This window comes from Pseudomonas botevensis, from assembly GCF_019145475.1.
Taxonomy (GTDB): domain Bacteria; phylum Pseudomonadota; class Gammaproteobacteria; order Pseudomonadales; family Pseudomonadaceae; genus Aquipseudomonas; species Aquipseudomonas botevensis.
In genome coordinates, this window is sequence record NZ_JAHTKI010000001.1 from 43,501 (window position 1) to 69,100 (window position 25,600).

General features: G+C 61.7%; 23 protein-coding genes. 11 read left to right on the forward strand and 12 right to left on the reverse strand.

Features of this window, described 5'->3' with window-relative positions:
* Positions 1-239: 239 nt before the first annotated feature.
* From KVQ74_RS00245 to KVQ74_RS00255, 3 genes are all read right to left on the reverse strand, one after another.
* Positions 240-1,010, reverse strand: a complete 771-nt coding sequence (locus tag KVQ74_RS00245; RefSeq protein ID WP_217828990.1) for a MetQ/NlpA family ABC transporter substrate-binding protein — start codon at positions 1,008-1,010, stop codon at positions 240-242.
* 76 nt (positions 1,011-1,086) lie between these two features.
* Positions 1,087-1,761, reverse strand: a complete 675-nt coding sequence (locus KVQ74_RS00250) for a methionine ABC transporter permease (protein ID WP_217828991.1) — start codon at positions 1,759-1,761, stop codon at positions 1,087-1,089.
* Positions 1,761-2,768, reverse strand: coding sequence for a methionine ABC transporter ATP-binding protein (locus KVQ74_RS00255; protein ID WP_217828992.1), 1,008 nt, complete (start codon positions 2,766-2,768; stop codon positions 1,761-1,763). The genes KVQ74_RS00250 and KVQ74_RS00255 overlap by 1 nt, the downstream gene beginning before the upstream one ends.
* A 259-nt stretch (positions 2,769-3,027) precedes the next feature.
* Between KVQ74_RS00255 and katE the strand changes: the two genes are divergently transcribed.
* Complete coding sequence (katE, locus tag KVQ74_RS00260) at positions 3,028-5,169, forward strand: catalase HPII (protein ID WP_217828993.1); 2,142 nt, start codon at positions 3,028-3,030, stop codon at positions 5,167-5,169.
* Between the two features lie 60 nt (positions 5,170-5,229).
* On the opposite strand, the gene KVQ74_RS00265 is transcribed toward katE, so the two are convergent.
* Genes KVQ74_RS00265 through KVQ74_RS00280 form a run of 4 tightly spaced genes read right to left on the reverse strand, consistent with a single transcriptional unit; the run spans position 5,230 to position 8,029 of the window.
* On the reverse strand, positions 5,230-5,943 hold the full coding sequence (locus KVQ74_RS00265; RefSeq protein WP_217828994.1) for a PA5502 family lipoprotein: 714 nt from the start codon (positions 5,941-5,943) through the stop codon (positions 5,230-5,232).
* 37 nt (positions 5,944-5,980) lie between these two features.
* Positions 5,981-6,769 carry a zinc ABC transporter permease subunit ZnuB gene (gene znuB, locus KVQ74_RS00270; protein ID WP_217828995.1) on the reverse strand — a complete coding sequence of 263 codons (789 nt, stop codon included), beginning with the start codon at positions 6,767-6,769 and terminating at the stop codon, positions 5,981-5,983.
* Positions 6,762-7,547 (reverse strand): zinc ABC transporter ATP-binding protein ZnuC, encoded by a 786-nt coding sequence (gene znuC, locus KVQ74_RS00275; protein WP_217828996.1) that lies wholly within the window; start codon positions 7,545-7,547, stop codon positions 6,762-6,764. The genes znuB and znuC overlap by 8 nt, the downstream gene beginning before the upstream one ends.
* Entirely contained in the window at positions 7,547-8,029 is a 483-nt protein-coding gene (locus KVQ74_RS00280) for a Fur family transcriptional regulator (protein WP_217828997.1), read from the reverse strand. Before KVQ74_RS00280 ends, znuC begins: the two co-directional genes overlap by 1 nt.
* Before the next feature lie 57 nt (positions 8,030-8,086).
* Here KVQ74_RS00280 and KVQ74_RS00285 point away from each other — a divergent pair, with 57 nt between their 5' ends.
* The gene (locus KVQ74_RS00285; RefSeq protein WP_217828998.1) at positions 8,087-9,016 is read left to right on the forward strand and encodes a zinc ABC transporter substrate-binding protein; all 930 of its coding nucleotides are present in this window, start codon (positions 8,087-8,089) and stop codon (positions 9,014-9,016) included.
* 41 nt (positions 9,017-9,057) lie between these two features.
* Here KVQ74_RS00285 and KVQ74_RS00290 read toward each other — a convergent pair whose 3' ends face one another.
* Entirely contained in the window at positions 9,058-10,011 is a 954-nt protein-coding gene (locus KVQ74_RS00290; protein ID WP_217828999.1) for a homoserine kinase, read from the reverse strand.
* Between the two features lie 61 nt (positions 10,012-10,072).
* Positions 10,073-10,369 carry a DUF2782 domain-containing protein gene (locus KVQ74_RS00295; protein WP_217829000.1) on the reverse strand — a complete coding sequence of 99 codons (297 nt, stop codon included), beginning with the start codon at positions 10,367-10,369 and terminating at the stop codon, positions 10,073-10,075.
* A gap of 74 nt (positions 10,370-10,443) precedes the next feature.
* Here KVQ74_RS00295 and polA point away from each other — a divergent pair, with 74 nt between their 5' ends.
* The gene (gene polA / locus KVQ74_RS00300; RefSeq protein ID WP_217829001.1) at positions 10,444-13,251 is read left to right on the forward strand and encodes a DNA polymerase I; all 2,808 of its coding nucleotides are present in this window, start codon (positions 10,444-10,446) and stop codon (positions 13,249-13,251) included.
* Positions 13,252-13,540: 289 nt separating this feature from the next.
* Here the strand turns inward: polA and yihA are convergent, their stop codons facing one another.
* Positions 13,541-14,182, reverse strand: a complete 642-nt coding sequence (gene yihA, locus KVQ74_RS00305) for a ribosome biogenesis GTP-binding protein YihA/YsxC (RefSeq protein ID WP_217829002.1) — start codon at positions 14,180-14,182, stop codon at positions 13,541-13,543.
* A gap of 191 nt (positions 14,183-14,373) precedes the next feature.
* On the opposite strand from yihA, the gene KVQ74_RS00310 reads away from it, so the two are divergent.
* The 7 genes from KVQ74_RS00310 to KVQ74_RS00340 all read left to right on the forward strand — a co-directional run bounded on the left by KVQ74_RS00310 (position 14,374) and on the right by KVQ74_RS00340 (position 21,691).
* Positions 14,374-14,664 carry a c-type cytochrome gene (locus KVQ74_RS00310; protein ID WP_217829003.1) on the forward strand — a complete coding sequence of 97 codons (291 nt, stop codon included), beginning with the start codon at positions 14,374-14,376 and terminating at the stop codon, positions 14,662-14,664.
* Between the two features lie 45 nt (positions 14,665-14,709).
* Positions 14,710-15,327 carry a c-type cytochrome gene (locus KVQ74_RS00315; protein WP_217829004.1) on the forward strand — a complete coding sequence of 206 codons (618 nt, stop codon included), beginning with the start codon at positions 14,710-14,712 and terminating at the stop codon, positions 15,325-15,327.
* A 211-nt stretch (positions 15,328-15,538) separates the two neighbouring features.
* Entirely contained in the window at positions 15,539-16,180 is a 642-nt protein-coding gene (locus KVQ74_RS00320) for a thiol:disulfide interchange protein DsbA/DsbL (protein WP_217829005.1), read from the forward strand.
* Positions 16,181-16,194: 14 nt separating this feature from the next.
* Complete coding sequence (locus tag KVQ74_RS00325) at positions 16,195-17,073, forward strand: endonuclease/exonuclease/phosphatase family protein (RefSeq protein ID WP_217829006.1); 879 nt, start codon at positions 16,195-16,197, stop codon at positions 17,071-17,073.
* On the forward strand, positions 17,070-19,121 hold the full coding sequence (locus tag KVQ74_RS00330) for a GGDEF domain-containing protein (RefSeq protein WP_217829007.1): 2,052 nt from the start codon (positions 17,070-17,072) through the stop codon (positions 19,119-19,121). Before KVQ74_RS00325 ends, KVQ74_RS00330 begins: the two co-directional genes overlap by 4 nt.
* A gap of 101 nt (positions 19,122-19,222) precedes the next feature.
* Positions 19,223-20,002, forward strand: a complete 780-nt coding sequence (locus KVQ74_RS00335; protein WP_217829008.1) for an N-acetylmuramoyl-L-alanine amidase — start codon at positions 19,223-19,225, stop codon at positions 20,000-20,002.
* Positions 20,003-20,074: 72 nt separating this feature from the next.
* Positions 20,075-21,691, forward strand: a complete 1,617-nt coding sequence (locus KVQ74_RS00340) for an EAL domain-containing protein (protein ID WP_217829009.1) — start codon at positions 20,075-20,077, stop codon at positions 21,689-21,691.
* Here the strand turns inward: KVQ74_RS00340 and KVQ74_RS00345 are convergent.
* Together KVQ74_RS00345 and algB are read right to left on the reverse strand one after the other, a co-directional pair.
* Positions 21,688-23,478, reverse strand: coding sequence for a KinB sensor domain-containing domain (locus KVQ74_RS00345; RefSeq protein WP_217829010.1), 1,791 nt, complete (start codon positions 23,476-23,478; stop codon positions 21,688-21,690). The two genes, KVQ74_RS00340 and KVQ74_RS00345, sit on opposite strands and share 4 nt — an antisense overlap.
* A 10-nt stretch (positions 23,479-23,488) precedes the next feature.
* On the reverse strand, positions 23,489-24,835 hold the full coding sequence (gene algB / locus KVQ74_RS00350; RefSeq protein ID WP_217829011.1) for a sigma-54-dependent response regulator transcription factor AlgB: 1,347 nt from the start codon (positions 24,833-24,835) through the stop codon (positions 23,489-23,491).
* A 428-nt stretch (positions 24,836-25,263) separates the two neighbouring features.
* On the opposite strand from algB, the gene KVQ74_RS00355 reads away from it, so the two are divergent.
* Entirely contained in the window at positions 25,264-25,548 is a 285-nt protein-coding gene (locus tag KVQ74_RS00355; protein ID WP_217829012.1) for a hypothetical protein, read from the forward strand.
* The last annotated feature ends 52 nt before the right edge of the window (positions 25,549-25,600 follow it).

Consider the following 25,600-nt stretch of genomic DNA (forward strand, 5'->3'; position numbering starts at 1 on the left):
CCCGGAGGGAGAGGGGACTGAATGGGGGACGCTGCAGATATACGTCGACCTGATCTTGCTGCACCGAATCCATAATCAACTCGGTATTTCAGGTCGATGCAGGACGCAAGACACCTCGATCAGCTCCCTCTCCCTCCGGGAGAGGGCTGGGGTGAGGGGAAGATTCACAGCCGTTCTCAACTGCCCAACACAAAAAAGGGGACGCTCATGGCGTCCCCTTTTTCGTTGCAGCGCCCGAATCAGAACGCCGGCAACACCGCACCTTTGTACTTCTCGGTAATGAATTTCTTCACTTCCGGGCTGTGCAGGGCAGCAGCCAGTTTCTGCATGGCGGCGCTGTCCTTGTTGTCCGCGCGGGACACCAGGATGTTGACGTAAGGCGAGTCGCTGCCTTCGATCACCAGGGCATCCTTGGACGGATCGAGCTTGGCTTCCAGCGCGTAGTTGGTGTTGATCAGTGCCAGGTCGACCTGGGTCAGCACACGCGGGATGGTCGCGGCTTCCAGCTCACGGATTTTCAGATCCTTCGGGTTCTGCGCGATGTCCTTGACGGTCGACAGGATGTTGGTCGGATCCTTCAGGGTGATCACGCCAGCCTTGGCCAGCAGCAACAGCGCACGGCCGCCGTTGGTGGCGTCGTTCGGGATCACCACGTTGGCGCCGCTTGGCAGCTCGTCGAGTTTCTTGATCTTGCTGGAGTAGGCGCCCAGCGGCTCCAGGTGTACACCGGTCACGGCAACCAGGCTGGTGCCCTTGGCCTTGTTGAACTCATCGAGGTACGGCTGGTGCTGGAAGAAGTTGGCGTCCAGACGCTTCTCGGCCACCTGCACGTTCGGCTGGATGTAGTCGGTGAACACCTTCACCTTCAGATCCACACCTTCTTTCGCCAGCGCAGGCTTCACGAACTCGAGGATTTCGGCGTGCGGCACCGGGGTCGCGGCAACGGTCAGTTCTTCGGCGTGGGCCGAAAAAGCGGCAACGGCCGCCAGGGCAACGATCAGTTTTTTCATTCAGCTAACTCCTTGTGAGGCGCCCGTCCGGCGCCTGCCAGCGAATGGCCGGCTTATGTCTTGATTACAAAACCGGTTATTTGCGCGAGAAATGGACGACCAGACGATCACCCACCATTTGCAACACTTGCACCAGGATCAACAGCAACACCACGGTCACGATCATCACGTCGGTCTGGAAACGCTGGTAGCCGAAACGGATCGCCAGATCACCCAGACCACCGGCGCCAACCACACCGGCCATCGCCGTGTAGGAAACCAGTGTAATCGCCGTCACCGTAATCGCCGCGAAAATGCCCGGGCGGGCTTCCGGCAGCAAGGCATTGACGATGATCTGCCGGGTGGTCGCGCCCATCGACTGGGTCGCTTCGATGATGCCGCGATCGACTTCACGCAGGGCGGTTTCCACCAGACGCGCGAAGAACGGCGTCGCGCCCACCACCAGCGGCGGAATCGCACCGGCCACGCCCAGCGACGTACCGGTGATCAGCACGGTGAACGGGATCATCACGATCAACAGAATGATGAACGGCAGCGAACGCAGGATGTTCACCACCAGCGACATGATCGCGTAGACACCACGGCTTTCGAGCAACTGTCGCGGGCTGCACAGAAACAGCAGCACACCCAGCGGCAGGCCGAGCAGCACGGTGAACAGCAGCGAACCGCCGAGCATCATCAGGGTGTCGCCGGTGGCGAGCCAGATTTCATACCAGTCGATATTGGTGAAGAAACTCATCAGGTCTGCCATTAGCGCAACACCTCCATGTGAACGTCAGCGGCGGTGAAGCGGGCGAACGCCGCGTCCATGTCGCCACCGGTGACGGCGAGGGTCAGTTGCCCGTAGGGAATGTCTTTGATGCGGTCGATACGACCGGCCAGGATGCTGTAGTCCACACCGGTTTCCCGGGCGACGGTGCCGAGCAGTGGCGCGTAGGTCGCATCGCCCTGGAAGGTCAGACGCACGATGCGGCCCGGCACGTGCGCGAAGTCATCGCGCTGCTCGCCTTCATCGATCTGCTCGTCTTCCTGGACGAAACGCTTGGTGGTCGAGTGTTTCGGATGCAGGAACACCTCGGCCACCGAGCCTTGCTCGACGATCACCCCGGCGTCCATCACCGCCACCTGATCACACACGCGACGGATCACGTCCATCTCGTGGGTGATCAACACGATGGTCAGTTTCAGTTCGCGGTTGATCTCGGCCAACAGTTGCAGCACCGAGGCGGTGGTCTGCGGGTCGAGGGCGCTGGTGGCTTCGTCACACAGCAGGATTTTCGGCTTGGTCGCCAGGGCGCGGGCGATACCGACGCGCTGCTTCTGACCGCCGGACAACTGCGCCGGGTATTTCCTGGCGTGATCGGACAGGCCGACCCGTGCCAGCAGCTCGGCCACCCGCTGATCGATCTCACCACGCGACAGTTCGCCAGCCAGGGTCAGCGGCAGCGCGACGTTGTCGGCCACGGTCTTGGAGGCCAGCAGGTTGAAGTGCTGGAAGATCATCCCGACCTGCTGGCGGAAACGGCGCAGGCCGTTGGCGTCCAGTGCGGTGATTTCCTCGCCGTCGACGATGATCTTGCCGCCACTGGAATCCTCCAGGCGATTGATCAGACGCAGCAGGGTACTTTTTCCCGCACCGGAATGGCCAATCAGGCCGAACACCTGACCATTCTCAATCGACAGACTGGTCGGATGCAGCGCGGGGATGTCCTTACCGGCGACGCGGTAAGTCTTGTGGACGTTTTGGAACTCGATCACGTAGCGAACCTTGTGGGGCGCGTTAGAAAAGGATCAGCGGTTAGCCGGGCGCGCATTTTAGCCTGTCCGTATAGAGGTTATTAGCATTTATTCCGCATTCAACCTTTCATTTGGCAATAACGCGATCAAAGGTCATAAAAAAGGAACGGCCAAAACCCTCGTCAGTCACTAAGTAAGCGACTTGCTACTCCGGGTGCCGTGCCCGGAAACCACTCAAGAGTCCCTGGATGGAAGGGGTCAAACGAGGAGTTTACGTCTGATGAGTACCAAAAAGCCTGCCTCCGACAAGAGCCAACTGGCCGGAACCGACACCAAGGACCGCGCCAACACCAACAGCAAACTCGACAGCCTGGAGAAATTCCGCTCCGACGCCACCGGCCAGGCCCTGCGCACCAACCAGGGCGTGAAGATCGCGGACAACCAGAACACCCTCAAGGCCGGCCCGCGCGGGCCGTCGCTGCTGGAAGACTTCATCATGCGGGAGAAAATCACGCACTTTGACCATGAGCGCATTCCCGAGCGCATCGTCCACGCTCGCGGCACCGGCGCCCACGGGTTCTTTCAGAGCTACGAGAACCATTCGGTACTGACCAAGGCCGGTTTCCTGCAGGACCCGGCGAAAAAAACGCCGGTATTCGTACGCTTTTCCACGGTGCAGGGGCCACGTGGCTCAGGCGATACCGTGCGTGACGTGCGCGGTTTCGCGGTGAAGTTCTTTACCGACGAAGGCAACTTCGATCTGGTCGGCAACAACATGCCGGTGTTCTTCATCCAGGACGCGATCAAGTTTCCCGACTTCGTGCATGCGGTCAAACCCGAGCCGCACAACGAAATCCCCACCGGCGGCTCAGCCCACGACACTTTCTGGGACTTCGTATCGCTGGTGCCGGAATCGGCGCACATGGTGATCTGGGCCATGTCCGACCGGGCGATCCCGAAAAGCCTGCGCAGCATGCAGGGTTTTGGGGTGCATACCTTCCGGCTGATCAACGCCGAGGGTAAATCGCGCTTCGTCAAATTCCACTGGCGCCCCACCGCCGGCACCTGTTCGCTGGTGTGGGACGAAGCGCAGAAACTGGCCGGTAAAGACACTGACTACCACCGTCGCGATCTCTGGGAGGCGATCGAGATGGGGGACTACCCGGAATGGGAACTTGGCGTACAGATCATCGAGGAGGAAAACGAGCACGCCTTCGACTTCGACATCCTCGACCCGACCAAACTGATTCCCGAGGAAATCGTCCCGATCACGCCGCTGGGCAAAATGACCCTCAACCGCAACCCGGACAACTTCTTCGCCGAAACCGAGCAGGTCGCATTCTGCCCCGGCCATATCGTGCCGGGCATCGACTTCTCCAATGACCCGCTGCTGCAAGGTCGGCTGTTTTCCTACACCGACACGCAAATCAGCCGACTCGGCGGGCCGAATTTTCATGAGTTGCCGATCAACCGCCCGGTGGCGCCGTTCCACAATGGCCAACGCGATGCCCAGCATCGCTCGACGATCGACAAGGGGCGTGCGTCCTACGAACCCAATTCCATCGACGGCGGCTGGCCGAAGGAGACGCCACCGGCCGCACAGGACGGTGGCTTCGAGAGCTATCCGGAACGCATCGATGCCAACAAGATCCGCCAGCGCAGCGAGTCGTTCAGCGATCATTTCTCCCAGGCGCGGTTGTTCTTCAAGAGCATGAGCAAGCACGAGCAGGAACACATCATCGCGGCCTACAGCTTCGAGCTGGGCAAGGTGGAGCGTGAGTTCATCCGGGCGCGGCAAGTGAACGAGATTCTGGCCAACATCGATCTGGAACTGGCCAAACGCGTGGCCGAGAACCTCGGCTTGCCGGCACCGGGCAAAGGCACGGTGCAGGTACGCAAGACTTCGCTGGATCACTCGCCGGCACTGAGTCAGGCCAATCTGTTGCCGGAAAACATCAAGACACGAAAAGTGGCGATACTTGCCGCAAACGGCGTCGAGGGTGCAGCGATTGATGCAATGAAAAAGGCGCTCGAGGCAGAAGGCGCCCACGCCAAACTGCTCGGCCCGACATCGGCCCCCGTGAAAACCGCCGAGGGCAAAAGCCTGGCGGTGGATGCGTCGATGGAGGGAATGCCGTCGGTGATCTTCGACGCGGTGTTCGTGCCGGGTGGGGCGGCGTCTGTCAAAGCCTTGAGCGGTAACGGGGTGGCGCTGCATTACCTGTTGGAGGCCTACAAGCACCTGAAGGCAATTGCCGTGCAGGGCGAGGCGAAGCAGTTGCTGGATCTGTTGAAACTGGAGGCGGATGCAGGATTGATCGCCGGCAAGGATGTGCCAGCGTTGACCAAGGGGTTCTTTGCCGCCATCGGGCAGCATCGGGTTTGGGATCGGGAAACGAAGGCCAAGGCGATTCCGGCCTAGGCAACGCCTTCGCAAGCAAGCCCCACCGGTTTTGTGGGCGCGGGCTTGCTTGCGAAGCTTTTAAGGTTTTTTAGGACTCAGAACCATCTGCGCCGGCACGGTACGCAGAATCTGTTTCTCGATCTTCAGATCGAAATCCGGATCCAGCTTCTTCACCCTCTTGGTCAGCAAGGTCGCCAGCCACGGATAGTCATCGGTACGCGGGGCCTGAATGCTCACCGCACACTCGTAACTCACCACATCGGCGGCGATCGCATCCAGTTGTCGGCGAAGTTTGCGGCTGTCGGTGATGTTCAGCGCAACCGTGGTGCTCTCGGCCGTCGGGTCGATGACCTTGGCCTTCGGCTTGGCTTCGGCCGCTTGCAGCGCCGCCTCAGCCTTCTCGAGTTCAGCCTTGCGCGCTTCGGTGATCGCACCGTTGACCCCGCCGGTCAGCGCCGGTGCCTTGGGCATCAGGGCGCGGGCACGGCTCAACGCGGTCGCGGCGGCGTTCACATCGCCCTTTTGCAGGACAATCTGGCTGCGCCGCAGATAGGCTTCGGCGAGTTGTCGCTGATATTGCTCAAGGGACTGATCGTTGGGCGTTTCGGCCTGCAAGGCTGCCAGTTGGTCCTCGGCAGTGGCCAGTTCGCTGCTGGCCAGGCTTTGCTCCAGCTGCGCGATGGCCGTGGCCCGCGCATCGGGGACCTCGGCCACCGGCGGCGTGCTTTGGCAGGCGCCCAGCAGCACTGAAAATGCGACAAGGAGCAGATAACGGGAGGCGAACGGCTTCATTCCTGCGACTCTCTATTTGCGCAAAAAACGAGCAAGTCTACACCCCTCGACGGGGCAGAACAAAACTCAGCAGAAACAGTGCGGCAGCCGTCACAACGATTGACGGGCCGGCGGGGGTGTCCTTGAACCAGGACAGTGCCAGCCCGCCACACACGGCGAGCATGCCCAGCAGGCTCGCGCCCAGCGCCATCTGCTCCGGCGAACGGGCGTGACGTTGTGCCGCAGCCGCCGGGATGATCAGCAGCGAGGTAATCAGCAACACACCGACGATTTTCATCGCCACAGCGATCACCACCGCGATCAACAACATCAGCGCCATGCGCAGACCCGCCACCGGCAGGCCTTCAACCCTGGCCAACTCTTCGTGCACGGTGATCGCCAGCAGCGGTCGCCACAGCGTCACCAGCAATACCAGCACCGCCGCGCTGCCGCCGAGAATCCACGCAAGGTCAGTCGGGCTGATCGCCAGCAAGTCGCCGAACAGATAGGCCATCAGGTCGATCCGCACTTCATGCATGAAGCTTAGTACCACCAGCCCGAGGGAGAGCGTGCTCGGTGCGAGAATTCCCAAAAGGGTGTCGGACGCCAGCGGTTGACGCTGTTGCAGGGTCACCAGCACCACCGCCAGCAGCAGGCAGCCGACCGTGACCGCCACGGTCGGGCTGACATCCAGCAGGAAGCCCAGCGCCACGCCGAGCAGCGCGGCGTGGGACAGGGTGTCGCCGAAGTAGGCCATGCGTCGCCAGACCACGAACGATCCCAACGGCCCGGCCACTACCGCCAGCGCCAGACCTGCAAGCAGGGCGTAGAACAGAAAATCAGCCATGCTTGCAGTTTTCTCCGTGAACGTGAGGTTGGCCCTTCACCGGTCCCTTGACCACCGAACCGTGCAGGTCGTGGGCATGGTCGTGATGGTGGTGATAGACCGCCAGGCTCGGCGCGTTGTTGCCGAACAGCTCGACGAAGGCCGGGTCGCCGCTGACCTGCTCGGGATGCCCGGAACAGCAGACGTGGCGATTGAGGCACACCACCTGGTCGGTGGTGCTCATCACCAGATGCAGATCGTGGGACACCATCAGTACGCCACAGCCATGACGGTCGCGCAGGCGGGTAATCAGGCTGTACAGCTCGGCCTGGCCGGCGACATCGACACCCTGCACCGGCTCGTCGAGTACCAGCAGCTCCGGCTCGCGCAACAGGGCGCGGGCCAGCAGCACGCGCTGCATTTCGCCACCGGAAACGCTTTGCACCGGGCTGTCGATGACGTGTTCGGCGCCGACTTCCCTGAGTGCCGCCAACGCGCGCGGACGGTCGACGCCCGGCACCAGCCGCAGGAAACGCAGCACCGACAGCGGCAGGGTCGGATCGACGTGCAGCTTTTGCGGCATATAGCCAACGCGCAGTTTCGGCTTGCGCCAGACGCTGCCGCTGTCCGGTTTCAACAGCCCGAGCACGGCGCGCACCAGGGTGGTCTTGCCGGCGCCGTTGGGGCCGATCAGGGTGACGATCTGCCCCGGTTCGACGCTCAAGTGAATGTTGTCCAGCACGTTCTGCCCGGCAAACCGGACAGCCACCTGCTCGAGACGGATCAGCGCGTCGCTCATCAAGCCCCCTGGCAACCGGAGCACAGACCCACCACTTCGACGGTCTGCGCCTCGACGATGAAACCGACGTCCTTGGCGCTATGCACGATGGCGTCGCTGATGGTTTTTTGCTCAAGCTCGATGGCGGCGTGGCACTCGCGGCAGATCAGGAACTGGCCCTGGTGCGAATGCTTAGGATGAACGCAGCCGACAAAGGCGTTCAGTGAAGAGATGCGGTGGACGAGGCCGTTTTCCAGCAGGAAATCCAGCGCCCGATACACCGTTGGCGGCGCAGCACGGCGACCGTCCTGCTCGCTGAGTACCGCCAGAATGTCGTAAGCGCCCAGCGGCTTGTGGCTCTGCCAGACCAGTTCCAGCACCCGCCGACGCAGTGCGGTCAGGCGCAGGCCCTTCTGTGCACACAAGGCATCGGCCTCGGACAGGGCGCTGTGGACGCAGTGAGAATGGTCGTGGGGACGGCTGGCAATCGGTGTAATAGGCATGAGCGGCGACGAGTTTGGTTAGAGACGTTATTATGTTACCCGTTCTCGCCTCCTTGAGTGGTCATCGTGTCCCGACTTTTTTCTGTTTTTGTGGCATTTTTCGCCAGTTTTCTGCTGATCGGCTCGGCCCAGGCCGAAGTCAAAGTCCTCACCAGCATCAAGCCGTTGCAGTTGATCGCCGCTGCCGTACAAGACGGCGTGGCGATTCCTGAAGTCCTGCTGCCGCCCGGTGCCTCGCCGCATAATTACGCGCTGCGCCCGTCCGACGTGCGCAAGGTGCAGTCGGTGGATCTGCTGTACTGGATCGGCCCGGACATGGAAGGCTTCCTGCCGCGCGTGCTGAACGGTCGTACACTGCCGAGCGTCGCGGTGCAGGATCTGCCGGGGATGAAACTGCGGCGTTTCGCTGAAGACAGCCACTCCCACGCCGAAGAGGCGGACGAGCACGATCACGACCACCGTCCCGGGAGCCTCGACGCGCATCTGTGGCTGTCGCCGGTCAACGCCCGGGTCATCGCCAACAAGATGGCGGCCGACCTGAGTGCCGCCGACCCGGCCAATGCCGAGCGCTACCAGAGCAACGCCAAAGCCTTCGATGAGCGTCTGGATGCCCTGGATCAGCGCTTGAAGAAACGTCTGGCCGGCGTTGCAGGCAAACCCTACTTCGTGTTCCACGAAGCCTTCGACTACTTCGAAGATGCCTACGGCTTGAAGCACGCCGGCGTGTTCAGCGTCGCGGCGGAAGTGCAACCGGGCGCCCAGCACGTAGCGGCGATGCGCGCGCGGTTGCAGGAAGTCGGCAAGACCTGCGTGTTCAGTGAACCGCCGCTGCGCCCACGTCTGGCGGAAACCCTGGTGGCGGGCCTGCCGGTCAAGTTGGCGGAACTGGATGCGCTGGGTGGGTATACGCCGGCGACTGCTCAGGGTTATGAGCAAGTGCTGGAGAAGCTGGGCAATGATCTGGCGGGCTGCCTGGAGTCGCTCTGATACAAAAAAACCGCAGCCTGCACAGGCTGCGGTTTTTTCTTTTACAGGGCAAATGGCAGCGGCGTATTGACCGTCTGACGCTGCGCCAGACGCTGCTCGAACTCCTTCGGATCGTGAATCAGCACGTCCTGCCCGGCGAACGATTCCGCCGCAATCAACCGCGACAGCCAGAACCGCACGCACGCCACTCGCAGCATGGTCGGCCACAATTCGGCCTCGGCGGCCGTGAATGGGCGCAATGCCGCGTAGGCACCCAGGAAGGCCCGGGCACGCGGGCCGTCGATCAGGCCGTCATCGTCCGAACACCAGTCGTTCAAGGCAATCGCCACGTCATAGAGCATCGGCCCGGAGCAGGCATTGTAGAAGTCGATCAGCCCGGTCAGGTGCGTGCCTTCGAACATCGCGTTGTCGCGGAACAGGTCGGCGTGGATGTTCGCCCGCGGCAACGCGAGAATTTTCTCTTTCTGTTGCGTGATTTCTTCCAGCGCCTTTTGCAGCAGCGCACGCGGCTCGTCGCTCAGGTGCGAAAGAAACTCGGTGCCCTCCTCCAGCATCCAGTCCAGGCCACGATCGGTCTTGCGCTTGATCATGTGCTCGCCCTGGGTCGCCAGGTGCAGATGCGCCTGCAACTCGCCGACCTGCGCGCAATGCTGGGCGTTGGCCTGCTTGATGTGCTTGCCGGCCAGACGCGGTTGCAACAGCGCCGGTTTGCCTTTCAACTCACGCAACGCCACGCCGTCGGTGGTGCGCAGTGCGTAAGGCACCGGCAGGTCGGCTTCGTGCAGCACGTCTAGCAGCTCGATGAAGAACGGCATTTCCTGCACCGGGCCGCGTTCGACTAGGGTCAGGACAAACTCGCCCTGCTCCATGCTGATAAAGAAATTGGTGTTTTCACTGCCGGCGGCGATCCCCTGGAAATCAAGCAGACGGCCGAGCCCGTAAGGGGCGAGAAAGGTTTCCAGCTCGGGCCGAGCCAGGGGGGTGAACACAGACATGGTTAAAAACTGCTCAGTTCGGGCGCCGCCACGAAGCGGCGCCTGTTAAAAGTCGGGAAACTTACTTCCAGGTAAAAATTTCCCACGACGGAATCAGCATATCCGGCTGGTCGGAACGGATGTAGTTCGCGTCCGTACCGTCGGCGCGGACCAGAAAGTATGGTTTGCCGCCCTTCGGCGTGACCTTGATCGCATACACGAACCCACTCCGGCTGTATTCCTGAATGACCTTGTCGCCTTCCGTGTGCGTGTTGATGGTGACTTCAGGCTCCGCTGACGGCGCATCATCCGCCGCGATCGCGGCCAACGGTGTGGTTGCAATCAAACTGACCAGCAGCAAGCGATTTAACGTACGCATGATAACCTTGTCCCTTTGTCGTCAACGGTCCCGCTATTCTAGCGCCGGGCCCGCCGAAAAGGTTGATTCTGCTCATGAGCCAAGCCCCCCTCGTCCTGGTGGACGGTTCGTCCTACCTGTACCGCGCCTTTCATGCGCTGCCACCGCTGACCACGTCCAAAGGCCTGCCGACCGGTGCGGTCAAGGGCGTGCTGAACATGCTCAAGAGCCTGCGCAAGCAGTATCCGGACAGTCCGTTCGCCGTGGTGTTCGACGCCAAGGGTGGGACATTTCGCGATGAGATGTACGCCGAATACAAAGCCAACCGCCCTAGCATGCCCGACGACATGCGCGTGCAGATCGAACCCCTGCACCAGAGCGTGATTGCGCTCGGCTTTCCGCTGCTGTGTGTCGACGGCGTCGAGGCCGACGATGTGATCGGCACCCTGGCCCGCAGCAGCGCGGCGGCGGATCGCCCGGTGATCATCTCCACCGGTGACAAGGACATGGCGCAACTGGTCGACGGGCACATTACCTTGGTCAACACCATGTCCGGTAGCTCGATGGACGTGGACGGCGTGAAGGAGAAATTCGGCGTCGCTCCCGAGCAGATCATCGATTATCTGGCCCTGATGGGCGATTCTTCCGACAACATCCCGGGCGTTCCCGGCATCGGCCCGAAGACCGCTTCCGGCCTGCTGGTCGGCGTCAACGGCGGCCTGACCGAGCTCTACGCGCAGCTCGATATCGTTCCGACCCTGCCGATTCGCGGTGCCAAGACCTTGCCGGCCAAGCTCGAAGAACACAAGGAGATGGCGTTCCTCTCCTATCAACTGGCGACCATCAAGGTCGACGTGCCGCTGGACATCGGTCTCGACGATCTGCAGATGGGCGCGGAAGACCCGGCCAAACTCTACGAGCTCTACAGCCTGCTCGAATTCAAAAGCTGGCTGAACGACCTCGATCGGGATGCCAAGCGCCTGGAACTCAGCGCCGCCGAGCCGCAGCCGGGCGCTGATCTGTTCAGTGCAACAGAAGCTGAAGCCGAAACACCGGCGGCCAGCACCGAGGCCCAATACGAAACCATCCTCGATCAGGCGCGTTTCGAGGCCTGGCTGGAAAAACTCAAGCAAGCCCGGCTGTTCGCCTTCGACACCGAAACCACTGGCATCGACGCGCAGCAGGCGCAACTGGTGGGCCTGTCGTTCGCGGTGAACGCCAACGAAGCGGCATACATCCCGCTGACCCACTCCTACATCGGCGTGCCCGAGCAACTGGATCGTGACACTGTGCTGCGCGCGCTCAAGCCGATTCTGGAAGACCCGAGCAAACTCAAGGTCGGCCAGCACGCCAAGTTCGACATGAACATCCTCGCCAACTGCGCCATCGGTGGTGATCAGAACGACGGCATTACCGTGCGCGGAATCGCCTTCGACACGATGCTCGAGTCCTACGTGCTCAACTCCACCGCCACCCGCCACGACATGGACAGCCTGGCGCAGAAGTACCTGGATCACACCACCGTGAGCTTCCAGGACATCGCCGGCAAAGGCGCCAAGCAGCTGACCTTCGACCAGATCGCCCTCGAACAGGCCGGGCCGTATGCCGCCGAAGATGCCGACATCACCCTGCGTCTGCATCACACGCTGTTCGACAAGCTCAGCGCCATCCCGAGCCTTGCCAGCGTACTGACCGATATCGAGATTCCGCTGGTGCCGGTCCTGGCGCGCATCGAGCGCCAGGGGGCGTTCGTCGATGCCGCGCTGCTCGGCGTGCAAAGCATCGAGCTGGGGGAAAAGATGGTTGCCCTGGAGCGCGAAGCGTTCGAGATCGCCGGCGAAGAATTCAACCTCGGCTCGCCCAAGCAGTTGGGCGTGATCCTCTACGAAAAACTCGGTCTGCCGGTGCTGAAGAAGACCGCCAAGGGCCAGCCATCCACCGCCGAGGAAGTGCTGGCGAAACTGGCCGAAGACGATCACCGCTTGCCGAAAGTGCTGATGGAGCACCGTTCGATGAGCAAGCTGAAAAGCACCTACACCGATCGCCTGCCGGAGCAGATCAACCCGCGCACCGGACGCATCCACACCTCGTATCACCAGGCGGTGGCCTCCACCGGACGCCTGTCCTCCAGCGATCCGAACCTGCAGAACATTCCGGTGCGCACCGCCGAAGGCCGGCGCATCCGTCAGGCATTCGTCGCCCCGGCGGGTTACAAACTGTTGGCGGCGGACTATTCGCAGATCGAGCTGCGGATCATGGCCCACCTGTCCCGCGACGAAGGCCTGATGAATGCCTTCCGCAACAATCTGGATGTACACACCGCCACCGCCGCCGAAGTGTTCAAGGTCGAACTGAACGAAGTGACCTCCGACCAGCGCCGCAGCGCCAAGGCGATCAACTTCGGCCTGATCTACGGCATGGGCGCGCAGAAGCTCGGCAAGGACATCGGCGTCGACTCCAAGACCGCCAAGGCCTACATCGACACCTATTTCGCCCGTTACCCCGGCGTTCGCGAGTACATGGACCGCACCCGCGCCCAGGCAGCGGATCAGGGTTTCGTCGAAACCATCTTCGGTCGCCGCCTATACCTGCCGGAGATCAACTCCAACAAGCCGCAGGAACGCGCCGCCGCCGAACGCACCGCAATCAACGCGCCGATGCAGGGCACTGCGGCAGACATCATCAAGAAGGCCATGGTGGCTGTGGATAACTGGCTGAGCACATCCGGGCTGGATGCCAAGGTCATTCTGCAGGTACACGACGAACTGGTGCTGGAGGTTCGTGAGGATCTGGTCGAGCAGGTCAGCCAGGAAATTCGCCTGCACATGAGCGAGGCGGCAAAACTGGACGTGCCGCTGCTGGTGGAAGTCGGGGTCGGCAACAATTGGGATGAGGCTCACTGAGGCCTCTGGAACGGGCTTTTGCCGCGACATGGTGTCGCGGCATGGGCACCGGAAAGGGCTTAGTCCGGATCGCTCTTGGGCTTATTCCAAAGCTTTTTGAAAAAAATCTGAACTAATCTTGCAGAGCACCACTCAGAGTTACTGAATGGCTGGTGAAGCCCTTCGATGCTCCTATGTTGTGTTAAGTGTTGGCAGATATCTGAACCCCGCCCTAGCGGTTCGGAACTTAGACCCCGGAACTTCTCCCTCCCCATATGAAGTCCGGGGCTTTTTTTGCCTCGAAATTGCCTTACTCAGCCGCTTCGGCGCCCTTGTCCGCCAGCTCCATCCAGCCCGCCAACACAGTGTAGGCCTCTTCCAGCCCCATGCGCTTCGGCGCCGAGAACAGCTGGATCGTCACCTGGTCACCCCAACCCTTGCGGATTTCCGACTGCACTTTGAGCAGGGTGTTCTTGGCCGCGCCGTAGGTCAGCTTGTCGGCCTTGGTCAGCAGAATATGCATCGGCATGCCGGCCGCAACGGTCCAGTCGAGCATCAGCAGGTCGAAGTCGGTCATCGGATGGCGGATGTCCATCATCAGAATCAAACCCTTCAAACTCTCGCGGCCGCCCAGGTAAGCCTCCAGGTGGCGCTGCCAGTGCTGCTTGAGCGGAATCGGTACTTTTGCATAACCGTAGCCCGGCAGGTCGACCAGACGGCGTTCATCGTCTAGCTTGAAGAAATTCAGGAGTTGCGTGCGACCCGGGGTTTTCGAGGTACGCGCCAGGCTGGCGTGAGTCAGGGTGTTCAGCGCGCTGGATTTACCGGCGTTGGAACGGCCGGCGAAAGCCACTTCAAAACCTTCGTCGTCGGGGCACTGATCGACTTTGGCGGCACTGAGCATGAACGTGGACTGTTGGCACAGGCCGAGGATGGGATTTTTGAGCTGCATGGGATTTCCGATGTGGGCGGCGCCGGGAATGGGCGCGGAACGCGGTGTCGCTTCCGTTTCAGTGACGCCAGTATATAATGCCGCAGATTTTGTGTGTGCTTTGTCCCAGCGAAGGATGAAGTTCACGAGAGCGACAGACCTTGATTGCGCATTAGAACGCAGAACGCTCTCAACCCTGAAAAGGTCGTTTTATGACGAAATGGCTGCTGGCTGCCGGAGTCTTGATGCCACTTTACAGTGCGCAGGCTACACAAGATCCGGAAGCCGTGTACAACCGTGTTTGTGGTGCCTGTCATTCCGGCCAACTCCCCATGGCGCCCCAAAAGGGCGATCAGGAAGCTTGGACGCCGAGGTTGGCGAAAGGTATGGAGACGCTGGTGCAACACGTGACCCAGGGTTTCAAGGCGATGCCGCCGCGTGGTTTGTGCATGGACTGCAGTGCCGAGGATTACCGAAGCATCATCCTCTGGATGAGCGAGTAAGCCCGGTCCATAACTCTTAACCCTTAGCCGTAGTTGGATTAGCTGATGAACAAACTGATCGTGAGTCTGCTGTTGACCGTGGGAATCTCAGGCTTCGCCCATGCTGCAGGTGATGCAGCCGCAGGCCAGGCGAAAGCTGCCGTATGCGGTGCCTGCCATGGCCCGGATGGCAATAGCATGGCGCCAAACTTTCCAAAACTGGCGGGACAGGGTGAACGCTACCTGACCAAGCAACTGCACGACATCAAGTCGGGCAAGCGCACCGTGCTGGAAATGACCGGCCTGCTGACCAACCTGAGCGATCAGGATCTTTCCGACATCGCCGCCTACTTCGCCAGCCAGAAAGGCAGCGTCGGCGCCGCCGATCCGAAGCTCGTCGCGCGCGGCGAGGCCCTGTTCCGTGGCGGCAACCTGGACAAAGGCCTGCCAGCCTGCACCGGTTGCCACTCGCCAAACGGCGCCGGCAACGCAGCCGCCGGCTTCCCGCACCTGGGTGGCCAACACGCTCAATACATCGCCAAGCAACTGACCGACTTCCGCAAGGAAGATCCTGCGGCCGGTCGCAGCAACGACGGCGATGCGATGACCATGCGCACCATCGCCCGCAAACTGAGCGATGAGGACATCGCGGCGGTTGCCAGCTACATTCAGGGTCTGCACTGAGACCTGCCTCGCGGCCGGCGAACGGACGTTGCGCGGCACGGACAACTCCTGCAACGTTAACGCTCGATTAATCCGTCGCGACAAGTATAAAAAGGGTGGCTTTGGCCGCCCTTTTTTGTGGCCGCTGCCGTTACACTACAGAACTCACGCCCGCCAGGATCTGTCTGAAAACAGGTCGCGCGAGGCGACCCAAATTGTCCAGGAGTAAAGCATGCGTAATCTGATCATCAGCGCCGCTCTCGTCGCTGCCAGCCTGTTCGGCGTGACCGCCCAGGCCGCCGAAGCCCCTGCCGCACCTTACGTCGAGCTGAGCAACCCGGTGCCGGTTGCCGTGCCTGGCAAGATCGAAGTGGTAGAGCTGTTCTGGTATGGCTGCCCGCACTGCTACGCCTTTGAGCCGGTGATCAATCCCTGGGTCGAAAAACTGCCGTCCGACGTCAACTTCGTGCGCATCCCTGCCATGTTCGGCGGCCCGTGGGACGCCCACGGCCAGATGTTCCTGACCCTGGAAGCCATGGGTGTCGAGCACAACGTCCACGCAGCGGTATTCAACGCGATCCAGAAAGAACACAAGAAGCTGACCGACAAGAACGACATGGCCGACTTCCTCGCCACTCAGGGCGTGGACAAGGACAAGTTCCTGGCGACTTTCGACTCGTTCGCCATCAAGGGCCAGATCGTCAAGGCTCGCGAGCTGGCGAAGAAGTATGAAATCTCCGGCGTTCCAACCATGATCGTCAACGGCAAATACCGCTTCGACATCGGCTCCGCCGGTGGTGCCGAGCAAGCGCTGCAGCTGGCCGACCAACTGGTCGCCAAAGAGCGAGCGGCCAACAAGGCAGCCGCCAACTAAGCGCGGCAACCGCCATGCGCCGCTGGGGAGTCGAACGTCTCGTTGGCCTGCATGATCCGCAGGTCAACGAGCATCACCTGGAGTCCACGGGCCTGCCCGCAGACAGCCGTCTGCGTTTGCTCAGTTTCAATATCCAGGTCGGCATCAGCACCGAGCGCTATCGGCATTACCTGACCCGCAGCTGGCAGCACTTGCTGCCGCACACCGGGCGCTCAGGCAATCTGCAAAAGATCGGCAATCTGCTCGGCGACTTCGATCTGGTCGCCCTGCAGGAAGTCGATGGCGGCAGCCTCCGTTCAGGCTACGTCAATCAGGTCGAACACCTGGCCCACCTCGGCGCCTTCCCCTACTGGTATCAACAACTCAATCGCAATCTCGGCCGGCTGGCCCAGCACAGCAATGGCGTGCTCAGCCGCCTGCGCCCGTGGGCGATCGAGGATCACCCGTTACCGGGGCCGAAAGGACGCGGGGCGATCCTGCTGCGCTTCGGCGAAGGTCCGGAAGCGCTGGTGGTGGTGATGATGCACCTGGCGCTCGGCGCCCGGACCCGCAGCATGCAGCTTGGCTACATTCGCGAGCTGATCGGCGGCTACAAGCATCAGGTACTGATGGGCGACATGAACACCCACGCCAGCGACCTGCTGCAACACTCGCCACTGCGCGACCTCGGCCTGCTGGCCCCGCAACTTGAAGCGACATTCCCCAGCTGGCGCCCACAGCGCTGCCTGGACCATATTCTGCTCAGCCCGACCCTGACCCTGGAAAAGGTCGAAGTGCTGGCCCAACCGATTTCCGATCACCTGCCGGTCGCGGTAGAGATTCGTCTGCCGGGTTCGCTCACGGCCGATGCATTGCCCGCGTTGAGTCCTGCCCCTCGCGGAACCCCTGAATGAGCGAAGAAGCCCAGCGCTGGAAAGAGAAATACCTCCAAAGCATCGAAAAACAGGAAAAGCTCGAGCGCCGATGGGACGCCCGGCTCGACCTTCTGCGCCGAGGCCTGGTGCGCAGCACCCTGGCGGCGGAAGGCACCGACCGGGTGGTCGACCAATACATGAAAGAAATGCGCGACGTGATCCGCACGGACGACATGGACGCCGGCCTTGCCGCCCTGTTGCCGCGTCTGGAAAAGGCCGTGCTGGACTCCGAGCAGCGCCGCGAAACCCGCCTCAATCAAGTCAGCACCGCTCTGAATGCGCTGGTTACCCAACTGCAAGCGCTGCCACTGCCCCGGGACGTGGCTCAGCCGCTGAAGAAGTTCGCCAAGCAATTGGATGGGCGTGTCAGCCAGGCGCGGGAGATGCCTCTGCTGCTCAGCGAACTCAGCGGATTGCAGGGCAAGGCGCTGCATCAGCTGGAGACACCCACGGAACCGGGACGGCCGGGATTGCTGCAACGCCTGTTCGGCAGTCGTGACAGCGAAGAGACACCTGTTCAACCGGCCCCGGCCCCCGCCGCCGCCCCAGTCGCCCAGCCACAACAGCCGCCCTCCGAATCCGCTTCTGAACCGGTACACGCACCATTGGCGCCTACCGCCGTTGCCGAGCCAGTCGTCATCGCTCCAGCCCCGGAGACGCCAGTCGCCGCAATGGCAACGGTTTCAACACCCGAAGTGGAGCTGGAAGTGGTGGCTTTCGAGCCGCCCGTGGTCGCCATCGAATCCGTCAGCCCGACCGTCGAACCGCAAGCCCACGAACCGCAGCCGCCGGTCATCACACCGCCGGTGCCCGTTGCGCCTGTCGCGATCAACCCCGACGAGCTGATCCATCCCGGTGACGATCCGGCACCACCGCTCACTGCCGACCTGCCCGCGCCCGTCATCCAGGCCTCGGCGTCCACCGATCCGGTGCAACCCGAGCACGACATTCTCTACGCCCTGCCGGATTCGCCGGAGCCGTCCTACAGCTCGGTCGCCAAACACATCGAAGACACCCTGATCGGTCTGCTCGACGACCTGACGCTGCCGGAGCGTCACCGCCCGCAGGCCGAGGCCATGCGCGACCGTTTGCAAAACGGTCTGAACTGGTACGAACTGCTGCCGATCCTCGACGATCTTGCCACGTTGATGCTCGCCATCACTGACAGCGGCCAGCACGAATTCGAAGCCTACCTGCAACAACTCAACGAACGCCTCGAAGCGTTCCAGAGCAACCTGCAAGCCGCCAGCGAAGGCCACGCCGACAACAGCTCCGCCGCGCGGGAAATGGATACGCAGATCCGTGAGCAGGTCGACGGATTGCAGAGCAGCGTTCAGGAAGCCGCCGACCTCGATGACCTCAAGCAGGTCCTGGAAAACCATCTCGAAGGCCTGCTCGGCACCATGGACCAGCACCAGAAACAGCGCGACGCCCGCGAGCAGGAAGTGGCTGCGCGTCTGAAAGGCCTGGCCGAGCGCGTGGCGCATATGGAGCAGGAAGCCCTCGGCTACCGCGAGCATCTGGAAGAGCAGCGACAGAAAGCGTTAGTCGACCCGCTCACCGGCCTGCCCAACCGGGCGGCCTGGAGCGAACGGCTCGAACATGAAATCGCCCAGTGGCAACAGCACGGCAACACCCTGAGCCTGGCGATGCTCGACCTCGATCACTTCAAGCGGATCAACGACAACTACGGTCACCTGGCCGGCGACAAGGTGTTGAAGATCATCGCCACGGTGCTGCGCAAACGCCTGCGTGGCACGGATTTCATCGCCCGGTTCGGGGGTGAGGAATTTGTCCTGCTGCTACCGGCGACCCCGCCGGCGGTGGGTGCCCGGCTGCTGGAAACCCTGCGAGCCTCAATCGAGGCCTGCCCTTTCCACTTCAAGGGGGAACGGGTGACGATCACCATTTCCATGGGCCTGGCGGCCTTCAAACCGGGAGAACACAGCGATCTGGTGCTCAAAAGAGCCGATCAGGCGCTGTACCGGGCCAAAAACGGCGGGCGCAACCGGGTGGAGCTGGGCTGAGGCAATTGTTCCGTTTCATTTAAATCAGCCCTTTGGCCGTCGGTACGCAAGGCATTACGTTACACTGTTGCATTATCGTCTTGCGTGTATTGTTCTCTGCCATGAAATTTCTTGCTCTCATTGCGTCGCTGCTGCTCCTGGCCGGATGTGCCAGTGGTCCGCGCTTCGACACCAGCCACCCTTCGGCCAATCACGACAGTCGCGTCCAGTTCGTGATCGTGCATTACACCTCCGCGTCGCTCGCGCGCTCGCTGCAATTGCTGACCCACGGCGAAGTCAGCAGCCATTACCTGATCGGCGACGACAAGAACGCGACCATCTACAAACTGCTGGATGAAAACCAGCGTGCCTGGCACGCCGGGGAAAGCGAGTGGCAGGGTCGCACCTGGCTGAACTCCAGCTCGATCGGTATTGAAATCGTCAACCCCGGGTTCAAGGACACCCCGACCGGGCGCCTCTGGTATCCCTACAGCGAAGCCCAGGTGCAGTCGTTGATCGTCCTGCTCAAGGACATCAGCCAGCGCCAGCGCATCAACCCGCGCTACATCATCGGCCACAGCGACATCGCGCCGTTGCGCAAACTCGATCCAGGCCCGCTGTTCCCGTGGAAACGCCTGGCCGCCGAAGGCCTCGGCCTGTGGCCCGACGAACAAGCGGTGGCGCGTCAACAGGCGCTGTTCAACGCCGAACTGCCGAGCATCAGCTGGTTCCAGACGCAATTGGCGCGTCTTGGCTACGCCACTCCGCAGACCGGTGAGCTGGACGTGGCAACGCGGCATGTCATCGCGGCATTCCAGATGCACTATCGCCCGACCCGTTTCGACGGCACGCCGGATGCGCAAACGGCAGCGTTGCTGCTGGTACTCAATCAGACAAAATAATGACGCCCGCCCGACGGTCAGGGCGAAAGTCCAATCAGCAGCTATAACTCATTGGTAATTCTTCGGATATCCATGATGGTTGCTACCCGAGAGGCACTGCGTAGCTGGTTTTATCGCCCGTGGTTTTTGGCGATGCTGGCGGCTGTCCTCAGCGCGAGCCTGCTGATTACCGGCGGGCTGTTCGTGGCCATGCGCCAGGTCGAGCAAAGCGAAAGCCAGGAGATGAACGCCCAGGGCGCGCGCTTCCTGGCCCGCCTGGAGCAATTGTTCGGGCAGTTGCGCGAAAGCCTCGACGACCTCGAAGCCCAACCCCTGCGCAGTTGCGATGACGAGATGATCGCCACCCTGCAACTGGTGACCTTCAACTATCGCTTCGTTTATGAAGCGGCCTACATGGACGCGCAGCGCACCTGCTCCAATCGGCCGCGCCAGGAAGGCCTTTCGGTAAGCCGCCCGGCGGACATCAAAGGCCCGACCTACAGCTACTGGCTGAACACGACCACCGAACCCGATGAAAACCGCGCCGCGCTGATGCTGGGGCGCGGCAACTTTCGCGTCGCCACCTCTCGCGGCCATCTGACCGACATGGTCGACCTGTCACCCGGCAGCAGCCTGCTGGTGGTGCTGGATCGCGGCACCCGGGCGATCCCGGTGCTCGGCGTGCCGCAAACCTGGCCGCCCACCGACCCCTGGCCACCGAAAACCCCGGATGCCCTGCAAGTCACTCAGGATCACTTGATCTACCGCATGCCCACCGACAACCCGGAATACCAACTGGTGCTGATCTCCCCGCGCACCGGCATGCGTATCCCCGAGCTCTGGTGGTGGATGGTGCCGCTGTGCCTGATGATGGGCGCGCTGGTCGGGGTCATGGTGTTCTGGCTGGTACGCCAGCGTCAGTCGCTGGATGCCGAGCTGAACGGCGCGATCCGCCGTGGCGAGTTGCAGGTGCTGTATCAACCGATCTTCGATCTCGACAGCCGCAATTGCGTCGGTGCCGAAGCCCTGCTGCGCTGGCGACGACCGGACGGCACACTGACCAGCCCGGATCTGTTCATCCCGATGGCAGAAAACACCGGGCAGATCCGCCAGATGACTGACTTCGTCCTGCAACGCTTGCTGGAGCAACTCGGTCAGCTGCTGCGGGCGAATCCGCAGTTGTACATTTCGGTCAACCTCGCGGCGTGCGACGTCATGGTGCCGCGTATCGGCCAGGTCATGGCGCGGCTGCTGTCCCTGCATCGGGTCGCCGCGCGGCAGATTGCCTTCGAGGTGACCGAACGCGGCCTGATCGACGTGGTGGTGGCGCGGGAAAACCTGCAAGCGCTACGCGATGTGGGCCATCAGGTGCTGATCGACGATTTCGGCACCGGCTATTGCAGCCTCGCCTACCTGCAAACCCTGCCGGTGGATTGCCTGAAGATCGACAAGGCGTTCATCGACGCACTCGGCCATGACGCCGCCAGCAGCGGTGTCGCCCCGCACATCATTCATATGGCGCAGGCACTGGATCTGAAAGTGATCGCCGAAGGCATCGAATATGAAGCGCAGGCTGCATTGCTCAGCAGCGAAGGGGTGAAGTTCGGTCAGGGCTGGTTGTTCGCCCATGCCCTGAGCGCGGTGCAATTCATCGAGCTGATCACTCGCGGCCGCCGGCTCGCCGGTCGGCGCCTCGACGACGAGGCCTAGACCGCCAGGGCCATGTAGAACTGCGTGCCCTGCCCCGGCCGGGAATAAACCCCCATCCGCCCGCCGTGCAACTGCACGATTTCCTTGCACAGCGCCAGCCCGAGGCCCGCTCCACCTTTCTTGCGCCCGACCTGGACAAACGGCTCGAAAATCCGCCCCTGCTGACCGTAAGCGATGCCTTCGCCATTGTCCTCGACACTAATGATGACCCGCTCGCCATGCCGACGCGCCTGCAAGCGGATCAGCCCGTCGCGGGCGGTGTGGCGCAGGGCGTTGTCGATCAGGTTGTCCAGCACCCGGTCCAGTTGCACCTGATCGGCCTGCAAGCGAGGCAAAGGCCCCTGCACTTCCACATTCAACGTCACGCCTTTCTGCTCGGCGGCGTCGGTAAAGCGCAGGCTCGCCTGCTCCAGCAGATCCTCGATGGAACACGGCGCCAGGGTCAGCTTCTGCAAGCCGCTCTGGTAGCGCGAGAAGTTCAGCAGGTCGTTGATCAACTGCATCAGACGCTTCATTTCCTCGTTCACGGTATCGAGCAGGTCGGCTTCGCGGGACTCCTGGGGGAACTTCGCCCGCTCGCGGAACAGGCCGAACGCCATGTGCATGCCGGTAACCGGTGTGCGCAGCTCGTGGGAAGCACGCAACACGAACTCGCTGCGCACCCGCTCGAAGGCGCGCTGTTCGGTGACGTCGTGCAGCACCATCACCGCGCCGAGGATATGCCCCTGGGTGTGGCTGACCGGCGTCAGGCTGTAGGTCAGCAGGCGCGATTCGCCATCGACCTCGATGCTGAGGTCTTCCGGGGCCCGCTCCAGCGTGCCGCCGCGCAACACCAGTTGCAGTTGCGCATCCAGTTCCGGGCGCTGCAATGCGGTGCCCAATCCCTCGTTGGAGTGGTCGCTTTCCCAACCCAGTTGCCGCTGGGCCACCGGGTTCAAGTGCTCCAGATGCCCCTCGCGATCGATCATCAGCAACCCGTCGTCGATGCTGTCGAGCACCGCTTGCAAGCGCTGCTGGCCGGCCAGCAACTCGTCGACATTGGTTGCCTGATGCTCGCGCAAAGCCTCGGCCATCAGGCCGAAGCGCCGGGAGAGCAGATTGACTTCCATGGCCGAGGAGATCGGCAAGGTCACTTCGAAATTGCCCTGGCCGATGTTGTCCGCCGCTTTCGCCAGCGCCTCGATCGGCGCACCGAAACGCCGGGCGATGCCATGGGCGGTGATGAAGCCGATAATCAGCACTGCGAGGCCGACGAGTCCGAGCAGGCCGGCGATCAACAGTGCCCGGTCACGGGCCGCATGCTGTACCGAATTGATGTTATCCAAAGCGTGCTTGTGCTCGGCGATGAGGCCATTGCGCAAGGTGTTGAAACGCTCGCGAAGCTCACCGTCGCCACTCAAAGCGCTCGCTGGGTCGCGGGATTGTTCGAAGGCCTGGAGAAAACTCAGGTAATCCGCCTTGGCCTGGTTGAACCCGTACTGGCGGCCGTCATCCGGCTGCTCCTGGGCGATGCCTTCGTCGAGCAACTCGAAGTAATGCTGTTTCGAGGCTTCGAAGGCCGCCGGATCAGGCTTCTCGGCGAGCATCATGATCAGTTGATCGCCGAGGGTCTGCCGCAGCTTGAGGCCAAGATCGAGGGTGACGAAGTTGTTGCGCACCAGCGCTTCCTGGCTGCCGGCCATCTGCATCACGCTGACCAGCCCGAGCAGCAGCCCGAGCAAGGCCACGGTGATCAGCGCGGAAATGCTCAGGAACAAGCGGGTCCGCAACTTCATCGCCAGTTTCATCGGCGGGCGCTCACAGGTTGTACTGCTTGCGCTTGCGATACAGGGTCGAAGCGTCGATTCCTAATGTCTTGGCAGCCTGGTCCAGGGTGCCGGCAGTGGCAAGCACGGCGCCGATGTGGGCTTTTTCCAGTTCGTCGAGGCTCAGCGCCGCGCCGACCCGTGGGGCATTGTTGGCTGGCTGCTCGGCCATGCCGAGGTGGCTGATTTCCACGCGCTCCTGCGGGCAGATGATGCTCGCCCGCTCGATCACGTTGCGCAGTTCGCGAATGTTGCCCGGCCAGCGATAGCCGAGCAGCGCTTCACGCGCTTCGTCACTGAAGCCCCGGGCCGGGCGCGCGTACTCTTTGACGAAACGCGCGAGGAAGCGGTCGGCCAGGGTCAGGATGTCTTCGGCGCGCTCGCGCAGGGGCGGCAGGTGCAAGGTGATGACGTTGAGGCGATACAGCAAGTCTTCCCGGAAACGTCCGTCACGCACCATGTCTTCAAGGTTGAGGTTGGTCGCGGCGAGAATGCGCACATCGGCGCGGCGGGTGACCGGGTCCCCTACCCGCTCGTATTCCTTGTCCTGAATGAACCGCAGCAACTTGGGTTGCAACGTCAGTGGAAAATCGCCGATCTCATCAAGAAACAGCGTGCCGCCATCCGCCTGATTGACCCGCCCCAATGTGCTTTCGCTGGCGCCGGTGAACGCACCGCGACTGTGGCCGAACAGCTCGCTTTCCATCAGTTCGGCGGTCAGCGACGGGCAGTTGATGGTGACGCAGGATTTCTTCTCGCGCTTGCTCCAGCCATGAATCGCCCGGGCCAGCTCACCTTTACCGGTGCCGGACTCGCCGAGGATCAGGATGTTGGCATCGGTGCCGGCAACCTGGCGCGCGGTTTCCAGTACGACTTTCATCGCAGGGCTGTGGGAATCCAGACCATCCTTCGGCTTGCGGATCTCGCCTTCGAGGGCTTCGAGTCGCGCCGACAACTGGCGCACTTCCAGTTGCTTGGCAGTGGCCAGACGCAATTGGTCAGGGCTGCATGGCTTGACCAGATAGTCGGCGGCACCCGCCTGGATCGCATCCACCGCCGTATCGACCGCCGAGTGGGCGGTGACGATCACCACGCGCATCCACGGTGCCTGGATGCGCATCTGCGCCAATACGTCGAGGCCGTTGTCCTCGCCCAGACGCAGATCGAGGAAACACAGATCGAACACCTGGCGCTGCAACAGCGCATCGGCCTGGGCCGCGCTGTTGGCGGTGGCAACGGTATAGCCTTCGTCTTCAAGACAGTAACGAAAGGTTCGCAGGATGGCGGATTCATCGTCCACCAGCAGAATGCGGCCTTGGTGCTCAGTGGCTGATTCCATTTTTCCTACGCTCCATAAGTGAATGTCTTGGGTTAGTCCCGGAAAAATCGGGCAAGTTGCATGGTTGATTCTGAACGATGCCAGCCATAGGAGGGTAGCTCTCTCCTGCCTTAACGGCTAATCCACTGATTTTGTTGATTTTTTAAACAAATCTCGATTGGCGGGCGATTGCCTGCGTTCTTTTCTGACATCCGCGCCCTGCTCTCAATTCCATAAGAATGAAATCTCCTACGAAATAATCGTGCATTACGCACGACCACGGCGGACACATCGTGCAGGATGCGTCGCGAACGATTTTCACATCATCTATAACTTATTGATTTTATTGGATATTTTTAAAATAAAAAGCTGGCATGCAGGCTGCAATATCCCTGACAGCCCGGGCAGATTTGCAACTGCCCCCATCGAACAAGAGTGAGGAAACCAGGATGACTCGCCAACGTGCCGCCCAACTGAGCATCTCGCCACTGCACATTCAGCAAGGCCTGTTTGGCGTGCTTGCCCTGTTGATCACGTTGATTGCCTGCCAGCAGTACCTGCGCTGGGAGCAGAGCCAGCAGCCCGAGCCGCTGATCTCGATCCAGCACAAGACACAGACGCACTTCAGTGCCGTCAGCAGCAGTCAGACCGAGACCACCTCGATGCGCATGCTGGACGTCGACCAGCCACAACCGCTGGGTGAGATGCCACGGCAGGAGCGCTGGGTTTTCTAAGCATTTTTCCAGTCAGTTTCGGGCGTCCACGCGCCGGGAAATGCAATACCCC